Origin of the sequence: Geminocystis sp. NIES-3708 (assembly GCF_001548095.1) — a bacterium.
Classification (GTDB): domain Bacteria; phylum Cyanobacteriota; class Cyanobacteriia; order Cyanobacteriales; family Cyanobacteriaceae; genus Geminocystis.
The window spans coordinates 2,194,638-2,211,213 of sequence record NZ_AP014815.1 but is presented as its reverse complement, the minus strand read 5'-3'; the positions used below and the strand labels follow the sequence as shown (position 1 = coordinate 2,211,213).

12 protein-coding genes and 1 pseudogene are annotated in these 16,576 nt (G+C 32.5%); 8 read left to right on the top strand and 5 right to left on the bottom strand.

Annotated features, from left to right (window positions below; all coding sequences use genetic code 11):
• Nucleotides 1–240 precede the first annotated feature (240 nt).
• Nucleotides 241–6,216 (bottom strand): hypothetical protein, encoded by a 5,976-nt coding sequence (locus GM3708_RS09775; RefSeq protein ID WP_144439303.1) that lies wholly within the window; start codon nucleotides 6,214–6,216, stop codon nucleotides 241–243.
• 359 nt (nucleotides 6,217–6,575) lie between these two features.
• Here GM3708_RS09775 and GM3708_RS09770 point away from each other — a divergent pair, with 359 nt between their 5' ends.
• Entirely contained in the window at nucleotides 6,576–7,067 is a 492-nt protein-coding gene (locus GM3708_RS09770) for a hypothetical protein (protein WP_066346162.1), read from the top strand.
• A gap of 283 nt (nucleotides 7,068–7,350) precedes the next feature.
• Here GM3708_RS09770 and GM3708_RS09760 read toward each other — a convergent pair whose 3' ends face one another.
• Complete coding sequence (locus GM3708_RS09760) at nucleotides 7,351–7,554, bottom strand: hypothetical protein (protein ID WP_066346158.1); 204 nt, start codon at nucleotides 7,552–7,554, stop codon at nucleotides 7,351–7,353.
• 219 nt (nucleotides 7,555–7,773) lie between these two features.
• Here GM3708_RS09760 and GM3708_RS09755 point away from each other — a divergent pair.
• The 3 genes and pseudogenes from GM3708_RS09755 to GM3708_RS09745 all read left to right on the top strand — a co-directional run.
• Nucleotides 7,774–8,067: pseudogene (locus GM3708_RS09755) on the top strand (ATP-binding cassette domain-containing protein); the annotation flags it as partial.
• Between the two features lie 153 nt (nucleotides 8,068–8,220).
• Entirely contained in the window at nucleotides 8,221–8,544 is a 324-nt protein-coding gene (locus GM3708_RS09750; RefSeq protein ID WP_066346156.1) for a co-chaperone YbbN, read from the top strand.
• 100 nt (nucleotides 8,545–8,644) lie between these two features.
• Entirely contained in the window at nucleotides 8,645–9,814 is a 1,170-nt protein-coding gene (locus GM3708_RS09745) for an LL-diaminopimelate aminotransferase (protein ID WP_066346154.1), read from the top strand.
• A 332-nt stretch (nucleotides 9,815–10,146) separates the two neighbouring features.
• Here GM3708_RS09745 and GM3708_RS09740 read toward each other — a convergent pair whose 3' ends face one another.
• Nucleotides 10,147–10,830: a diacylglycerol/polyprenol kinase family protein gene (locus GM3708_RS09740; RefSeq protein ID WP_066346151.1), complete on the bottom strand. Its 684-nt coding sequence runs from the start codon at nucleotides 10,828–10,830 to the stop codon at nucleotides 10,147–10,149.
• Complete coding sequence (locus GM3708_RS09735; RefSeq protein ID WP_066346148.1) at nucleotides 10,820–12,202, bottom strand: IctB family putative bicarbonate transporter; 1,383 nt, start codon at nucleotides 12,200–12,202, stop codon at nucleotides 10,820–10,822. Before GM3708_RS09735 ends, GM3708_RS09740 begins: the two co-directional genes overlap by 11 nt.
• 394 nt (nucleotides 12,203–12,596) lie before the next feature.
• Here GM3708_RS09735 and pyrH point away from each other — a divergent pair, with 394 nt between their 5' ends.
• From pyrH to GM3708_RS09715, 4 genes are all read left to right on the top strand, one after another.
• Nucleotides 12,597–13,319: a UMP kinase gene (gene pyrH, locus GM3708_RS09730; protein ID WP_066346139.1), complete on the top strand. Its 723-nt coding sequence runs from the start codon at nucleotides 12,597–12,599 to the stop codon at nucleotides 13,317–13,319.
• Nucleotides 13,320–13,335: 16 nt separating this feature from the next.
• Nucleotides 13,336–13,857 carry a ribosome recycling factor gene (frr, locus tag GM3708_RS09725; RefSeq protein WP_396229668.1) on the top strand — a complete coding sequence of 174 codons (522 nt, stop codon included), beginning with the start codon at nucleotides 13,336–13,338 and terminating at the stop codon, nucleotides 13,855–13,857.
• 249 nt (nucleotides 13,858–14,106) lie between these two features.
• Nucleotides 14,107–14,583, top strand: a complete 477-nt coding sequence (locus tag GM3708_RS09720) for a hypothetical protein (protein WP_066346129.1) — start codon at nucleotides 14,107–14,109, stop codon at nucleotides 14,581–14,583.
• 41 nt (nucleotides 14,584–14,624) lie between these two features.
• Entirely contained in the window at nucleotides 14,625–15,587 is a 963-nt protein-coding gene (locus GM3708_RS09715; RefSeq protein ID WP_066346126.1) for a glutathione S-transferase family protein, read from the top strand.
• Here the strand turns inward: GM3708_RS09715 and GM3708_RS09710 are convergent.
• Entirely contained in the window at nucleotides 15,584–16,534 is a 951-nt protein-coding gene (locus GM3708_RS09710) for an ABC transporter ATP-binding protein (protein ID WP_066346123.1), read from the bottom strand. The genes GM3708_RS09715 and GM3708_RS09710 overlap by 4 nt on opposite strands.
• Nucleotides 16,535–16,576: the final 42 nt, after the last annotated feature.

The following is a 16,576-nucleotide window of genomic DNA, read 5'->3' as shown; positions in this document are numbered from 1 at the left end:
AATTTTTGGTATAATTTTTACCTTTTAGAAGACCAAATAATAGGCACTAAAACCCATAATATCAAGTATTTCTAGCGTCAGTAATTAACAATTAACAATTAACAATTAACAAACAAATCGCCCACCCTAATACTGTCTTGTTAAACTAAGTGAATACTATTATTTATTACCCTGCCACTTCAACAGGGTTTTTTAGTAACTACCATTTACTTTTAATTACTACCATAGCTACCACGAATCTTAAAAGCCTAAATTTTTACGGTAATTAGGGTTAAATTTAAGTTTATTTTGAATAATATTTGCCCCTGCTTGAGAAGCGTAATTAATACCTGCCATAAATTCTTCCTTCGACACATAATCAACGTTATTAATCCGTTTAACATTGTAATCTACTGTAATTTCTTGAGGAGTCATATTAGAATCATTAAAAGCACGGGCAAAACTATCAGGTATCTTGTCCATAGCTAAACCAACAGAATTAGGAACAGACTCAATACCTTTAATATTATTAGTAATTCTTTCCGAGTCATTAGAGTACATTTTTAAAGAATCCATCCCCAAACTTTGAGGTAAATTATCTATATTTAGCCCTACATCCCTCAACCCATTAGTATCAGTGTAATTAAAGTTACTTACCTGATCCCCTAACCCCCAACTCTCAGATTTACCCATCATCTCAGGCATCATAAATCTTGTTAACTCCTTACCCCCCAAATTTCCCAGATTAAATGACTTATTAGCTTCTGTTACCTCTTCAACAGACTTTCTAATATTCTTACTCAGATTTTTTGTTTCAATTACAGAATTTTCAGCAGACTTTTTGATATTTTTATAAAAATCTTTAACTATTTTATTGTTATCAAAATTACCTGATTTTTGTTTAATTCCCCTAAAGAATTTTTTAGTATTACCCCATAAAGATACAGGAGTTAAATCAATAGGATTATCTATATTTATAACTCCTTTAGTATCTGAAAAATTAGGATTAACCCCAAACATACCCCCTGAATTTAGTTTAGTTAATTTACTGTATAATTTAGGATTATTATTTCTTAAAATTCGGGTAGAATCAGCATTTACCACGTAATCACCAGCCTTTAACTGAGCAGGGATTACATCCCTTAAATTACTATTACCCCATCCCTTAAGCAAACCAGAACCTTTAAATATTCTACCTTTAGCTAAGTTATCACTAAATAAATTAGGATTAGGTAAACTCTTAATATTATCAGGTAAATAATCTATTATACCCCCTATATTTCTCTTATTTATTTTACTATAATCCTTAACATCTTTCCTTGATAATAACCCTTTAGTTACAGCTAAAATATCCCCTCTTTTTTTCATCCAATTAGTTATTCTTTTATTGGCTAAAAATGGGTCATTTCCAAACTCTGTTAATGATTTAATTCTTTCTTTTTCAGCTATTCTTTCTTGCTCTTGATTAGGGTCTTTTTTCTTACCAGCTAAAAAACTTAAACCCGTCATAGCAACCATAGGTAAATAATCTAACCAAGTTTTAGGTTTTTCAGGAGTATTCTTGGTAATAGTTTTTTCAATATCAGAAACATTAGAAAAAACTTCTCCCCCCTCATTTAGTCTCTGGATAATACCCCCTTCATTACGAGTTTGCCAGTAAGTAGGATTACCGTCCTTATCCTTTAGATATGCCCCTTCAGATTTTTCTACCTCATTAAGCATCGCAAAGGCTTTAATTCTTTTATACTGTAACTTCTTAGCTTTCTTAGGGTCAGGGGCAGGGTTCATAATCCCCCATAACTGCAAACCTAAAGTACCCAAACCACCAATAAAGGGCATTAAACCCTTAGTGCCAAAAAGGTTAGTATCATTATATTTGGAGTAGTCTTGTTTACCAAATATCCCCCCCATAAACTTATTATCAACATGGTTCGCCAATAAATCAGCAGTAGTATTATTAACAACAAAACTACCCCCTTCAAGTAAAGCAGGGATAGTATCACCTAAGTAGGAATTACCACCTTTAACCTTACCACCCCCAGAGAAAACATTACCTTTATGGAGATTATTGATTAACTCTAAATTATCATAACCAATAGTTTTAGCTTGACTAGCAGGGATAACTAACTCATTAGGGGTAAGTGCCGCATTAACTAAACCATAACCACCTACAGTACCACCATCATTAAACCCAAATAAACCCTTTAAGAGTCCTAAAGCCCCTACACCTTTCATCCCTGTACCTAAAAGACCAGTTAATCCCCCAGATTTTACCAAAGCTAAAATAGACCCTATTGTTAGACCAGCCTTTTGTATTTTCTCTGCATTACCATCCACCCTTAACCATGCTTCAACAGAACTAGCAGTTTTATTACTCGAGATACCATTAGCTAACCAAGACCAGAATTTATTATCAGCCGTCATCACATTAGCTAATACCTTACCCACAGAATTAACAGCAGGAGTATTAGAGGTAACAGACATATTACCCTTATTTTCATTGTTTACTGGTTTAGGGTTATTAGCAGTAGGATTAGTAGGTACAAACTGCATACCAGCATTAGTAAGAATAGGCAACCCTTGTTTATTAAGAGCTACAGTATATTGCAAAGTAGAACCCGTAGGAGTGTATTTGGAATTTACCGAAGTCTGAGCAACATTTTTAGCAGTCCTAATGAAATATTTAAAGTCCTTACCAACCTTTAATCTAGTGGTAGAACCTTCAGGGGCATTTATTAACTGCTCATAAACAACATTAGGAATTTGTTGACCTAAACTATTATATTGAGGAGTATTCGGGTTTACTTTAGGGGTATTAGCTACAGGTACTTTAGAAGGGTTAGTAAAAGGTATTTTAGTAGTATCAGAGACTCCTTGAGAGGGATTTACCGAACCATTAGAAGTTGAGAAAGCTCTATTAATGCTACTATTAGGATTATAAATGTCACTAAAAGAAGACTTTATACCCCCTTGATTAACTGATAAAGGTAAGTTAGAAGTATTATCACTTACATTCAGATTTTGTAACAAACTGTTAGTAGTCTGCAATAAACTATTAGTACTCAATAAGGTACTACTGAGGGTAACTAAAACACTATAAAGCTCTGTCAATCCTTGCTCACCTAATATATTAGAGGACAAACCAGATACACCTTCAGGAGATTTAAAGAAAGATAACCCCATATCCTTTAGTTGGTCATCTACAGTTCTACCCTCTCCTTTTTCATTAGCACGGTGGCGGATAATTCTAATGATTTTCGGTATATTTCTATTTCTTACAGCCCGTCTTATGCCCTCCATCTCATTGTCAGTGAATAAGTCCTCTAACTGAGAAGCAATTTCCAGTAATTCTTGTATAGTGTCATCAATATTTAAAGACTCCCCTTCCTGTTCACCGCCAGTACTATTATCGTCATCATCATCCTTATCTTTTTTATCCTTATCCTTTTTGAGTTTATTTACTAACCCCAATAACAGACTTCCTAAAACCCCTGACAATCCTATCTCTAAGGAATCCTTACCTATTTCCTTTAAATTCTCCTCTTCCTTTTTCTGTTTTCGTTCTAAATTTACTTGGTCAATATACCATTGCATATCAGAATCTAATTTAGATGAATCATTCGCACTCTCGTCAAGTTCGGGGTTATTAGGGTTATTATTATTGATATTATTTGAAGTAGTAACATTTCCCTGATTTTTACTAATATTATTCTTTATTTCCTGATTTATAGTCTTGAGTTTCTCATTTTCAGTATTAATACTATAATTACTCTTATTTCCTACTAATTTATCTAATTTACCACTAATACCCTTAAGGATACCTTCAATAGCTACAATAGAACTATTAACTGTTTCAAGGTTTACAGTATTAGCTAATTTATCCAGTAAGTCCCTATAAAATTTATCCAACTCCTCAAAGGGAAAATCAATCTTTATCTTTTCTACCTTCTCCAATAACTCTGTGGTAGATTGCTCCATACTACTGACAGCACTATCAAACTGGTTCGCCACAACATCAGATTGTTTCGAGTAGTTCTCTGATAATTCAAGTATAAGTCTATCTAACTTTATCCCTACCGTATCAAAGTCCAAAGAAGGTACATCCGACTTCTGCAATGCTACCTTAGTTTTATCAGGCTCACTAAAAGGCTTAAAGAAAGGAGCAATAAACCTATCAATGAGATTGCGTACCAGTATTTTTTGAATTAGTTTAGGAATATCACGAATAGCATCTAAAGCATTATCTCTTCCATCAATAATACCATCAAAAAAGCCCTTAATAGAATCCGTAACACTATTACCAATTTCTCTAAAAACCTTACCAAATAAATCACCTAAATTTTTTAATTTATCCTCAACACTACTAACAGACCTTTCGAGTTGTTGTTTATCAAACTCCAATTTAGCAATTTTTATCTTTCTTTCTTCCCTGTCAGTCTCCATCGATGCTTTATCAGTAGGTACAGGAGCAGAAATTATGTCAGCAATTTTACTATCAATAAAATCAATCTTAGCAGTAGCAGACTCCCTAGTTTTCTCTAACTCTAGCTCAAGTATTCTTCTATTAGCAAAGAAACTATCAGACTGATTACTAATTATTTCCTTAGTATTCTCAAAATTACTATCAAGAGTTTTAGTGTAAATATTTAAGTAATCATTATCAATATCAGCAAAACTAGCTTTGAATTTTGCAATCGCATCTTTTCTACTAAACTCAAGGGAATTAATAGCATCTTCAGTTTGAGTAATAGCAAGATTTACAGACTGTAATAATTTAATATCATTATCGACAATTGCCTTAACTTTTTGATTATTTAAAGTCTCAATTATCCCCTGATATTTCCCTGTTTCCTTATCAGAATATCTAACAGTTTTATTTACCTCATTTACCCTATCATTACCCCCATTAACCAAATCCCTAGAATCATTTACAATACCATCAATAAATCTTAAGACAGACCCTTTCTCACTGATTTTAGTTAAATTTTCCTCTGCTTTATCCTTTAAAATTAGAGATGCTATTTGTTTATCAATTATACCAGATTTTACCCCATTAATAACTGTAGCAATAGTATCATTTACCCTAGCGAAAGGGTCAGGATTATCCACAGAATTATTAACCCTTTGCTCTAGTTTATTCAGGATATTATCAACCCCTAAGATAGACTTACTAACAGTTAATTTCTCTATCTCATTTCTAGTATTTTCCTTACTTTTATCCCTATCCTTCTGAATATTATTAAGTTCTCTTACTATATCAGGGTAAGCTCTTGGTAACTTATTTTGAATACTATTATTAAGATTATTAATTGATTCTTTTAGTGCATTAAAAAAGCCTTTTATCTCCTGTTTAATATCCTGTAAAACAGACTTTATAGAGTCCTGAAATAATTTACCAACATTATCCCCTAAAAACCCCTTAATTACCTCAGTATTTTGATTAGTTATACCTGATTTATTAAGAAAATTAATAGTAGCTAATTTCTCATATACCCCCTTAATATTTTCCCCAAACCCTTGATAAGCAGACTGAATATTACTAAGATTATTGCCACCTAAAATATTATTATTGTTATTATTAATTATACCCTGAAAACCATCTCTAATAGATTTTGGTATTTCTAACATTAATCTGGTAGTATAATTCTTTGCTTCCTGTCTTATTATCTCTTCCTTAATCTTCTGTTTATCTAAAACTTGGCTCGATAACTTATCAATAATTACCTTTATATTTTCCTGTAACGGCTTAACCTTATCTGACTCCTTACCTATTGTTTCATTTATACTACCTTTTCTTAATCCCTGTAGTTGCCGTAATTCTCTGAAGGCATCTAACCTGATTTTCTCCAATTCCCTCACAAACATGACCGAGCCATTCAGTGTTGTTGAGGTTTTACCACCAACAGCCCCTTGCTGTAACACTAAATCTCTTTTCTTTTCCCTTATTTCTTGCTGATTACCTAAATATTTCTCTAGTAAATCTCCTTGAGTTACTTCAAGGTTAAAAGTCTTTTTCTGTAAATCAGACCTTTGTTTTAGTAGCTTATTCCTATTTATCAGGCTATCAATATTCTTTTTCTCAATCTTTATATTTTCCCTAATACTCCCCTCATTAGCCTTAATATATTGGTGTATATTTTCTAGTTCTTGAGTACTTAACCTATTCAGAGCTACACCTTTAAGGATAGTTTCTTTATACTCTCTAAGGGCTTTAAACAACACTATTCTTTGATTCATTAGAGTGACAGGGTAAATAGAAAAAAAACCCCCAAACAGGAGGGCAAAATTAAACTTAACAAAAAAATTCTATACAATAGTATTGGGCGATAGTACCCTTAAATTACTTGCAATTCTCCCAGACACTTCCTCACTTCCCTATTTTCCTGATATATAGAGATTAATCATTGTATAACTGTATAACTATAGAGTAATATATATGATTAACTGCTTTTATACATGGAGACTCAAAGAAAATCTTAAATATAATTTTTGAGCCTTACACCATCAACTCTTACAACTTTACCAACCCTTGTACAGATTAAGGTAATCTCGCTCATTCCTAGTTCATATTATATTATGGTAGTAATTAAAAGTAAATGGTAGGAAAACGGTCAGATAAATGTGAGATATGTGCATTAGCTAAACAGGGAGGTGACGGGTTAATTTTACTTGACAGAATTGACCACCTACTAATCAAAGGGGAAAGGGCAGACAAAATCAAAGAAATGTGTCAATCTTTTAACTTTTTCACCTCCACCAGTAAATTAGCTACCCACAGAAGATACCACCTTTTACAAGAAGTAGAGGAAATTACAGCAGACTTTAATCCTGAAAACATCGATACTCTACTACCAGAGATTAACGTAGATAATACAGAGACTCTGGTACGGGACTTAATCAAAGAGTGTGTACACTCCATCCAAAGGCAAATAGCTCTAACCAAGATTACCCGTACCATGAAAGAAGAATCAGTCCTATCAACTTCAATTAATAATTTACTGAACACAATCAGTAAGTGTAGTTATAGCTTTATCAATCCCTCAATTCTTCCTGAAATTAACGAAGAAATCAATGAATACCTAAAATAAATGGATACCATAACTTTACTTACAGAAGACCTCGAAAAAGGCTTAGTATTGCTCAAGAAACTTATCAGAAGCTCTAGTATAGGATTTACAAACTTTAAGGAAGTCACCAGCACTTTACAGATTATCGATAAATTACTTTACAGAATATCAGACATTACAGATAATGACGAGGAGGACTATAGCTTATCAATCACCCTAGATGACTCTGAACCTTACCTTTAATTTCCCTGCAATAAAAACCAGAAAAAATGTACACCAGCTACCCTAAGCTACTAACACAAGCTCAGGGGGGATTACCCGAAGCCTCGGATACTTTAAATAATCTTTGGTATATCCTGATTTCTTCTCCTGCTATATCATCAAACATAAAAAGTAAATCTTTATCTAAATTTTCATTATTATTCAACTCATTAATCATATCCCTAATCTGAAAAGCATAATCAGCAACTTTTTCCTCAAGTTCAATAACCATAGTATTATCACTCATTATTAAGTATTCCTTAATCTTAAATTTTACCTATTATTATTATATCTTATCCCCTAATTATTGACTACTAATTATTATTACTAATTAATATTATTTTTACTAAAAAATTAAATATTTCTTGATAACCACAGACACATATGCTAGGATGTTAGTGGCTTAAAAATGGCTTAAATATACCTTATTAAATTAAACAGAATAAACCTCATTAAAATACCGTGAGGACAACAGCGACGATTATCTTTAGCTGTGCAGTTAATTCGTCAGCCGAATATTTTATTATTAGATGAGCCAACGGCTGGTTTAGACTGGTTAATGAAAGAACAATTAGTTAATTTATTATCAAGATTAAAACAACATTGGACTTTATTGATTGTTACTCATGATGCTAGTGATTTAGTTGATATTGCTGATAATGTTTGGCGTATTGAGGAAGGGAAAATTGAATTGGTTAATCCTGATGTTTTTAATCTCAAAGAAAAGCAAAAAATTTCTTTTAATAAGTGGAATAATTGACATTTTTACCACGGAATATTTTCTTTTAAAAAAATTAGTGAACATTAACTGTTCATTGTTCATTGTGGAGTAAGATCATAAATGTTCTCATCTTAATTTCTATCGAGGACTATTAACCGTTATCAATGAAAATTTTATCAAAAATTAGCAATCATGAGTAAAGTAATTGAAATTAATGACTCTCAGTTTCAAGATGAAGTAATCAATGAAAATCAAACAGTTTTAGCCTATTTTTGGGCGAGTTGGTGTGGCCCTTGTCGTCTTGTGTCACCTTCTATTAATTGGGCAGCAGAAAATTATGGTGATCGCCTCAAAGTTGTTAAACTAGAAGTGGACGCTAATCCTGAAACTGTAGCTAATTGTAAAGTAGAAGGTGTACCAGCTTTAAGAGTATTTAAACAAGGTGAAATTGTTAGCAGTCTTGAAGGTGCGATAGGTAAAGATAAATTAAAAGAATTTATTGAGACAAGTATTTAATTAATTTAAAAATTAGCAATTAAAAAGAAATTTGAAATTTATAGGGGTGAATAGTATTCACCCAAAAAATAACAATATATTTATTCAAAATCATTAACTTATGCAATTATCAGAAAGAATAAAACCTTTAGAAAAAAATGTTTTTGCAGATATGGACACAGCGAAAACAGAAGCAATTTCCCAAGGTAAAAAAATTATAGATTTATCTTTAGGCTCATCAGATTTACCAACTTCTATACATATTATTAAAACTATTGAAAAATCTCTTAGTAATCCTGAAAATCATGGTTATTTATTACATGGTGGCACAGCAGAATTTAGAAAAATTGTGGCTAATTGGTATGAAAAAAGATTTGGTGTTTTTATCGATTGGCAAACAGAAGTTATACCTTTAATTGGCTGTCAAGAAGGTACAGCACACTTTCCTTTAGCTATCTTAAATGAAGGAGATTATGCCCTATTATTAGATCCGGGTTATCCCTCCCATGCTGGTGGAATTTACCTTGCGGGTGGAAAAATTTACTCGATGCCCTTATTAGCTGAAAATAATTTTTTACCTATATTTAATGATATTCCCCAACAGATTTTAACTCAAGCTAAAATGATGGTTTTAAGTTATCCTCATAATCCGACAACGGCAACAGCTTCTTTAGATTTTTTTACATCAGCTGTAGAATTTTGTAAAATCAACAATATCATTTTAGTACATGATTTTCCCTATGTTGATATTGTTTTTGATGAAAATCAACCCCCTTCAATTTTACAAGTTGATAGCAAAAAAGAAATATCTATTGAGTTTTTTACTTTTTCTAAATCTTATAATATGGGAGGATTTAGAATCGGTTTTGCTATTGGAAATCCACAATTAATTACGGCTTTAAAACAGATTAAATCCATTGTTGATTTTAACCAATATAAAGGCATTTTAGAAGGTGCAATTACTGCCTTAACTTCTTCTCAGGAATGTGTAAGTGAAACCGTTAAAATATATCAAGAAAGAAGAGATTTTTTAGTAACAGAATTGAATAAAATTGGTTGGAATGTATCTATACCCAACGCTACTTTATATGTCTGGGCGAAACTTCCCGAAAAATGGCAAAAAGATTCCATCAAATTCTGTGTAGAATTAGTTAAAAATACTGGAGTTGCATTATCTCCCGGAGCAGGTTTTGGTAATAATGGGGAAGGTTATGTAAGATTTGCGTTAGTTAAACCACCAGACATTTTAAAAGAAGCCATAGAGAAAATAGCATTTTTTTTAAATTCTTAAATTGTTAATTAGGGTGTTATGAAAAAGTTTTTTGGTAAGGGATAGGAAATAATATTAAGAATTGACTAAAAATCTTAATTAATTTTTTCAAAAAAACACTAATTTTCCTGCGTAACATCTTCCTAATTTTCTAACTGAGTTTGAGATAAAAATAGATAATTACTGACTCTCTTTGACAGGCAGACAAATAGATTATATTTTTCATGAATCAATAAAGTTATTTTAAAAAAGCACAAATATTAGTAATTTATCTAGCATTCTACTTGTGCACTTGTCTTATTTTCACCATTCTTATTTTGTCTGACAGAGGTAATCTTCTAGTCTCTTAATCTTTACTTCAACATCAATTGTAGATAATAAGTCATAATTCCACTCCCTACAGGCACAGTTAAATTATCGATGCCAATATAAGAAATTGTTTCTAAAATAGTAGCAAATACTCCTACAATTACAATAATAATTAAATTTTGCCATTGCCAATCACTGGTAAAAGTAAAAATAAAAATTCCTACTAAAATACTAACTAATGTCATTGTCAATGATCCTTCCCAACTTTTTTTATTTCCCCATAGTTGATAAGGATTTTTACCCCATTTTTTGCCAATTAATGCTGCCATGCCATCGCCATAACTCATGATTAAAATTCCTATGGCAGTATATTGTTGTTGCCCACTTTGCCAAAATAATGCTGTTAAAATTCCGATACTTATTGCATAAAATAATGTGCCTAAACTTTTTCTTCCTACTCCATTAATACTTGATAAGATAGGTAAAAAATAGGAAGCGATCGCCACTAAACCTGCAACAATAGAAGCAAGGATAATGATAGAAGCGGGAATATTTAGCCACCACGCCAATAAGATAACATTACCAGTACCGATATGAACTATTTTGCGACTTAATTCCGCATCGATTTTTTGATAACGACTAAAGATTTCAGCGATGAATAAGAGAATTGTTAAATAAACAGCAACCACGCTGATGGAAATAAAATTAGTAGATAAATCAGTTAACATCATTATCTCCAGAGATATTCAACACAGGAAAAGAAGCAATAACAGCGATAGATAACCACCACAATGTATTGACTTGAGGGCGATACCAAACTGTATCAAATAAGCCTTGAGTGGCTAAACCAGTCATCCCCGCAAGGGCAGCAATTACCCACATAGCTTGTGAATCATTTTTAAGTTGAAAGTTTTTAATGATTCTTATTCCCCTTTGAAAAGTAGCTATAATCACCCCTAAAAAGCTCATAATACCTATTAAACCTGTTTCAAGAGTGATTTCGAGAAAAATAGAATAAGCACTTAAAGCAGTAAATTTTGTTTGCATATAATTGGGATAAATTTTATTAAAAACCTCGTTTCCTGGTCCTATTCCAATCAAAGGATAATCTTGAAACATTTTAAATGCAGAGTTCCAGACATTGATGCGAAAATTATTACTACTGTCTCCTCTGCCAGAAAACAGGCTAAAAATTCTTAATCTCAATGTTTCACTAAAAATTGCACCAACGACAACTAAGACAATAAAACTACCTATAGCGATAGGAATTAGCCATTTACGCCAAAACGGTGATAAATAATCATTCCACCAAAATTTAAACGCTAATAAAAAGACTATTCCTGTGGCAACTAAAGCTAACCATGAACCACGACTACCAGTAAAATAAATACAGGCAATATTAATTGTTAAAGCAAAACCAGCGAAGATTTTTTGTGGTAAAGTTTGCCAGATAATCAAAGCCGCAACAGAAAAAGCCACTGCTGGAATTAAATAACTGCCTAATAAATTGGGATTTCCTAAATAACTATAAACTCTGGTAGCATCAGCCAAAGGTGAAGTAGGATCATTCCATGTAGCTAGAGGTTTTACACCGATAAATTGTTGTCTAACTCCATAACTGCTAACGATTAAAGAAATTAAAAGATAGAATGTTGTGATCCAAGATAGCAATTTTGGGTGGCGAAAAACCCTTGTCGCTAAAGCAAAAAAGAACAGATAAAGAGTGAATTTAATTAAACCTGATAATGCTTCAGATTTTAAAGGAGAAAAAGCAGTGGCTACCACCGAAATTAACCAATAAGCGAATATCCACAGATGAATAGCTGTTATTTGATTCGTTTTGACTTCCGAAATCGTTAATAACAGCCAAAATGCACCACTGGCAAATAAAATTAAACCGATAAGAGTATTATTTGTAAAAGGTGCGGCAATAATTACTAAACAAATAAAAATAGTAGCAATAATATCTTGATAACTTAAAAGATAACTACTAGAGTGCCAATGGGATAATAAACCAACAAATTTACCGATGATGCTTGTTTTACGCCAATACAACAGAGGCGATTTGGTTTCTTCTGGTGAATATTCTGCTTGAGTCATATTGACAGTGAACGTTTAACAATTAACATTTTAACTATTACTTTTCCATTGTCTTTTGTCAAATTAGAAATTACTGATTGATGGTAATAATTAAGAGTTTCGCCAAAATAATCTGAATTCGACAGAAGAAAAATAGTAAAGACGAGACAAGTGGACAAGTAGAATGGAAGAAAACTTCTCAATATTCGATGCACTTTTGAGAGAATTTTATTGATTCAAAAGAAATATAATCCCCCTGTCGGACTGTCTGCTTGTCAACCAGAGTCAGTTGTTACTAATAATTTTATGTCTAACTCACGTAAAATAGGGTAAATTATTTAAGCACCATTAAAATTAAGAGACAAAAACTGCTATCTTAACTGAAGAATTAATCAAAGAAAAAGGCAACAAAACAATGACTTACCAAAGGATTTTACTCAAATTAAGCGGTGAAGCATTAATGGGAGATTTGGGCTATGGCATCGATCCCAAAGTAGTTGCTGATATTGCAGAAGATATTGCAGAAGTAGTTCAGCTAAACGTAGAAGTTGCCATTGTTGTAGGCGGTGGTAATATTTTTCGTGGGGTTAAAGCTTCTGCGGATGGTATGGATCGAGCTACGGCAGATTATGTCGGGATGATTGCTACAGTTATGAATGCGATGACTTTACAGGATGCTTTAGAAAGAAGAAATGTTCCCACTAGAGTTCAAACTGCCATCGCTATGCAAGAAGTAGCAGAACCTTATATTCGTCGTAAAGCTATTCGTCATCTGGAATTAGGTAGAGTAGTAATATTTGGAGCTGGATCAGGTAATCCATTTTTTACAACTGATACTACGGCAGCTTTAAGAGCGGCAGAAATTGATGCCCAAGTAATTTTTAAAGCGACCAAAGTTGATGGAGTTTACGATTCTGATCCGATGAAAAATCCCAATGCTCACCGTTATGATACATTGAATTATAATCATGTGTTGACCCAAGATTTAAGGGTTATGGATGGCACTGCTATTGCTTTATGCAAAGAAAATAACATCCCCATTATTGTATTTAACCTTTTCGAGCGCGGTAATATTATTCGAGCAGTAAAAGGAGAAAAAGTAGGAACTACTGTAGGAGGTTTTTGTGAAGTTAACTGACGAAATTCGAGATAATATGCAAAAAAGTGTCGAAAAGACACAGCAAGATTTTAATACCATTCGCACCGGTAGAGCTAATGCTAGTTTACTAGATAAAGTCATGGTAGATTATTATGGAGCGGAAACTCCCTTAAAATCTTTGGCGAATATTAGTACCCCTGATGCCACTACTATTGTAATTCAGCCTTTCGATAAAGGAAGTATGAATCAATTACAAAAAGCTATTTCCTTATCTGATCTTGGTTTAACCCCTAATAATGACGGGCAAGTAATTCGATTAAATATCCCTCCTCTTACAACTGAACGTCGTCAAGAATTTGTCAAGTTAGCCGGGAAATATGCGGAAGAGGGAAAAGTCGCTATTCGGAATGTTCGTCGTGACGCTATTGAAAAAGTACGTAAACAAGAAAAAAGTAGCGAAATTTCTGAAGATGAATCTCGTGATTTACAAGATCAAATTCAAAAAATTACGGATAAATACACCGCAAAAATTGATGAAATTCTAGTCGTCAAAGAAAAAGAGTTAACCAATATTTAAAAATGAGGAATTAGCAAAGGGTTTAAACCCTTTGTTAGAAATTGGGAATTAGCAATATTTATTTAGATTTCTTACACAAGTCAATAGGTAATGGTTATTAAAACTAATAATTTTTACCTTAAATAGATTTTAATTGTTATTTTGCACTCGTGTCTATTATCTAAAACCTTGCAACCTATTTAGATGAGAAAAGTTCGTAATTCAAAAACTAATGTAGGATAGAAGAGGAAAAACAAGATTTGAGAATTTATGGACTTAGATCAACAACTAAGAAATTTGATTAACGAAGCACCTAATTATGGTGTTCCTGCTATTATTATGGAGCATGGGGTTATCCCTGTCATTAGTGCTTATGCTCATCAACTTGATTATAGTCAATATTATTTAAGACAGACCCTTGAAGATAATTTAGTCCTAACTATTTTAGCCAGTGATCAACATCCAGAAGTAGAAAAAAAAGTAATTTATGCCTTTCCAACGGTAGAAGATGCGGCAAAATTTCCCGATAGTAAACTTAATGATGGTAATATTGTTGCCCAGGGCATTCCCGTTAGTCAAATTCTTTTTCAAATGTTTACCATGAAAGAAGTTGATAGTGTTATTTTTGTCGAAAAACCAGAAAACTATCAACAAAGTAAGGAAATTTTTTGCAATAAGTTACAAACAGCTATCAATCAAAATTTAGTTCATTTAATTAACTCTAATCAGAATAATAGTGTTTGTTAATTTTCTCTATACATAACAACTAATCAAAATCGAAAAAAATTATGGGACTTTTAATTGATGGTGTTTGGCATGATCAATGGTATGATACAAGTAAAACTCAAGGTAAATTTGTCCGTCAGGCATCTCAGTTTCGTAATTGGATCACTCCTGATGGTAGTGCTGGAATAACTGGAAAAAGTGGATTTAAGGCAGAATTAGGACGTTATCATCTTTATATCTCTTTAGCTTGTCCTTGGGCTCATCGAACTTTAATTTTTCGGACTTTAAAAGGGTTAGAGAACATTATACCCATTTCTATTGTTCATTGGTTTATGGGAGAAAATGGCTGGACATTTGCATCGGGAGAGGGGGTAATATCTGATCCTTTATTCAACGCTGAATATCTCTATCAAATATATACTCAGGCTAATTCTAATTATACAGGTAGAGTTACAGTTCCTGTTCTTTGGGATAAACAAACTCAAACTATCGTCAATAATGAATCTTCAGAAATTATCAGAATTTTTAACAGTGCCTTTGATGAAATGGGTGCAAAAGAAGGTGACTATTATCCAGTGAGTTTAAGAGAAGAAATTAATAGTATAAATGATCGTATTTACCACAATATTAATAATGGGGTTTATAAATGCGGTTTTGCTACTACTCAACAAGCCTATGAAGAAGCATTAACTCCTTTATTTGAGACACTGAATTGGCTAGAAAACAAACTGTCAACACAACAATATCTCATTGGTGATCGCATTACTGAGGCAGATTGGCGATTATTTACTACCTTAGTTCGTTTTGATGCAGTTTATGTAGGACATTTTAAATGTAATATTCGTCGTATAGTTGATTATCCGAATATTTGGAATTATTTACGAAAACTTTATCAAATAGAAGGCATTGCAGAAACTGTTAATTTTCAACATATAAAAAGACATTATTACGAAAGTCATAAAACCATTAATCCTACAGGAATTGTACCATCTGGACCAGAAATTGATTTTTTATTACCTATTTAAGATACTTGTTTGTGTCCTAATTTTAAAAAAATACTTTCTAAATCTTCCTGTTGACAATGAAAATTACTGACAGGAATATTAGCATTAATTAAACTTTTTAAAAGCATTGCACTATCATTATCATTACCGACAAACTCTACTTTTATTGTTTGTGCATCAGGTAATTTTTCCCATGCTTTAACTGTCTCACAATTACGTAGCTCTACCTGTAATTTATCCCATTCTCCTAAGATTTTAATAATGATTTGTTGACGACTAAGACGACTATATAAATTCTGTAAAGAAGTATTTTCCACTAAACAACCTAATTCCATAATGCCCACTGATGTGCATAATTCCGCTAAATCTGATAAAACATGAGAAGAAATTAAAATAGTCATCTGTGCCTGTTGTAAGGTTTTGATGGTTTCCCGAAATTCCATCCTCGCAATGGGATCTAATCCAGAAACAGGCTCATCTAATAGTAAGATAATAGGTTGATGGATAATAGTACGTGCTAAACTTAATCTCTGTTTCATTCCACGAGAAAGAGTGGCAATTAAAGAATTAAATTTCGATTCGAGATTAACTAATTCCAAAACTTCTTCGATTCGGCGACGACGTTGAGGAGGTTTTAACTTATAAAGTCTTGCAAAATATTCTAAATAGTTAATTACCGTCAAGTCATCATATAAAGGAAAATCATCAGGAAGATAGCCGATATATTGTTTTAAATAACGGTTACTATCATCTATTAAAAGGCGATCGCCGTTAAGGTAAATTTCGCCTTTGGTGGGATTTTCGGCGGCGGCTAACATTCTAATTAAAGTGGTTTTTCCTGCACCATTAGGACCAATTAAACCATAAACATCGCCTTTTTTTACTTGTAAATCCACATCATTAACTGCGATATGTCCTTCAAATTGTTTTGTTAATCCGATGGTAGCGATGGCAGGTTCTGATTTCATAGCATAAAATTATTATTTTATCAAAAAAAATCTTGAAAATAT

What these genes read in the sequence shown, in the direction of transcription:
- GM3708_RS09710 (WP_066346123.1), bottom strand. Translation starts at nt 16,534, where the DNA reads ATGAAATCAGAACCTGCCATCGCTACCATCGGATTAACAAAACAATTT.
- GM3708_RS09760 (WP_066346158.1), bottom strand. Translation starts at nt 7,554, where the DNA reads ATGAGTGATAATACTATGGTTATTGAACTTGAGGAAAAAGTTGCTGAT.
- GM3708_RS09770 (WP_066346162.1), top strand. Translation starts at nt 6,576, where the DNA reads ATGGTAGGAAAACGGTCAGATAAATGTGAGATATGTGCATTAGCTAAA.
- GM3708_RS09720 (WP_066346129.1), top strand. Translation starts at nt 14,107, where the DNA reads ATGGACTTAGATCAACAACTAAGAAATTTGATTAACGAAGCACCTAAT.
- GM3708_RS09740 (WP_066346151.1), bottom strand. Translation starts at nt 10,830, where the DNA reads ATGTTAACTGATTTATCTACTAATTTTATTTCCATCAGCGTGGTTGCT.
- pyrH (WP_066346139.1), top strand. Translation starts at nt 12,597, where the DNA reads ATGACTTACCAAAGGATTTTACTCAAATTAAGCGGTGAAGCATTAATG.
- GM3708_RS09775 (WP_144439303.1), bottom strand. Translation starts at nt 6,216, where the DNA reads ATGAATCAAAGAATAGTGTTGTTTAAAGCCCTTAGAGAGTATAAAGAA.
- GM3708_RS09715 (WP_066346126.1), top strand. Translation starts at nt 14,625, where the DNA reads ATGGGACTTTTAATTGATGGTGTTTGGCATGATCAATGGTATGATACA.
- GM3708_RS09735 (WP_066346148.1), bottom strand. Translation starts at nt 12,202, where the DNA reads ATGACTCAAGCAGAATATTCACCAGAAGAAACCAAATCGCCTCTGTTG.
- GM3708_RS09750 (WP_066346156.1), top strand. Translation starts at nt 8,221, where the DNA reads ATGAGTAAAGTAATTGAAATTAATGACTCTCAGTTTCAAGATGAAGTA.
- frr (WP_396229668.1), top strand. Translation starts at nt 13,336, where the DNA reads ATGCAAAAAAGTGTCGAAAAGACACAGCAAGATTTTAATACCATTCGC.
- GM3708_RS09745 (WP_066346154.1), top strand. Translation starts at nt 8,645, where the DNA reads ATGCAATTATCAGAAAGAATAAAACCTTTAGAAAAAAATGTTTTTGCA.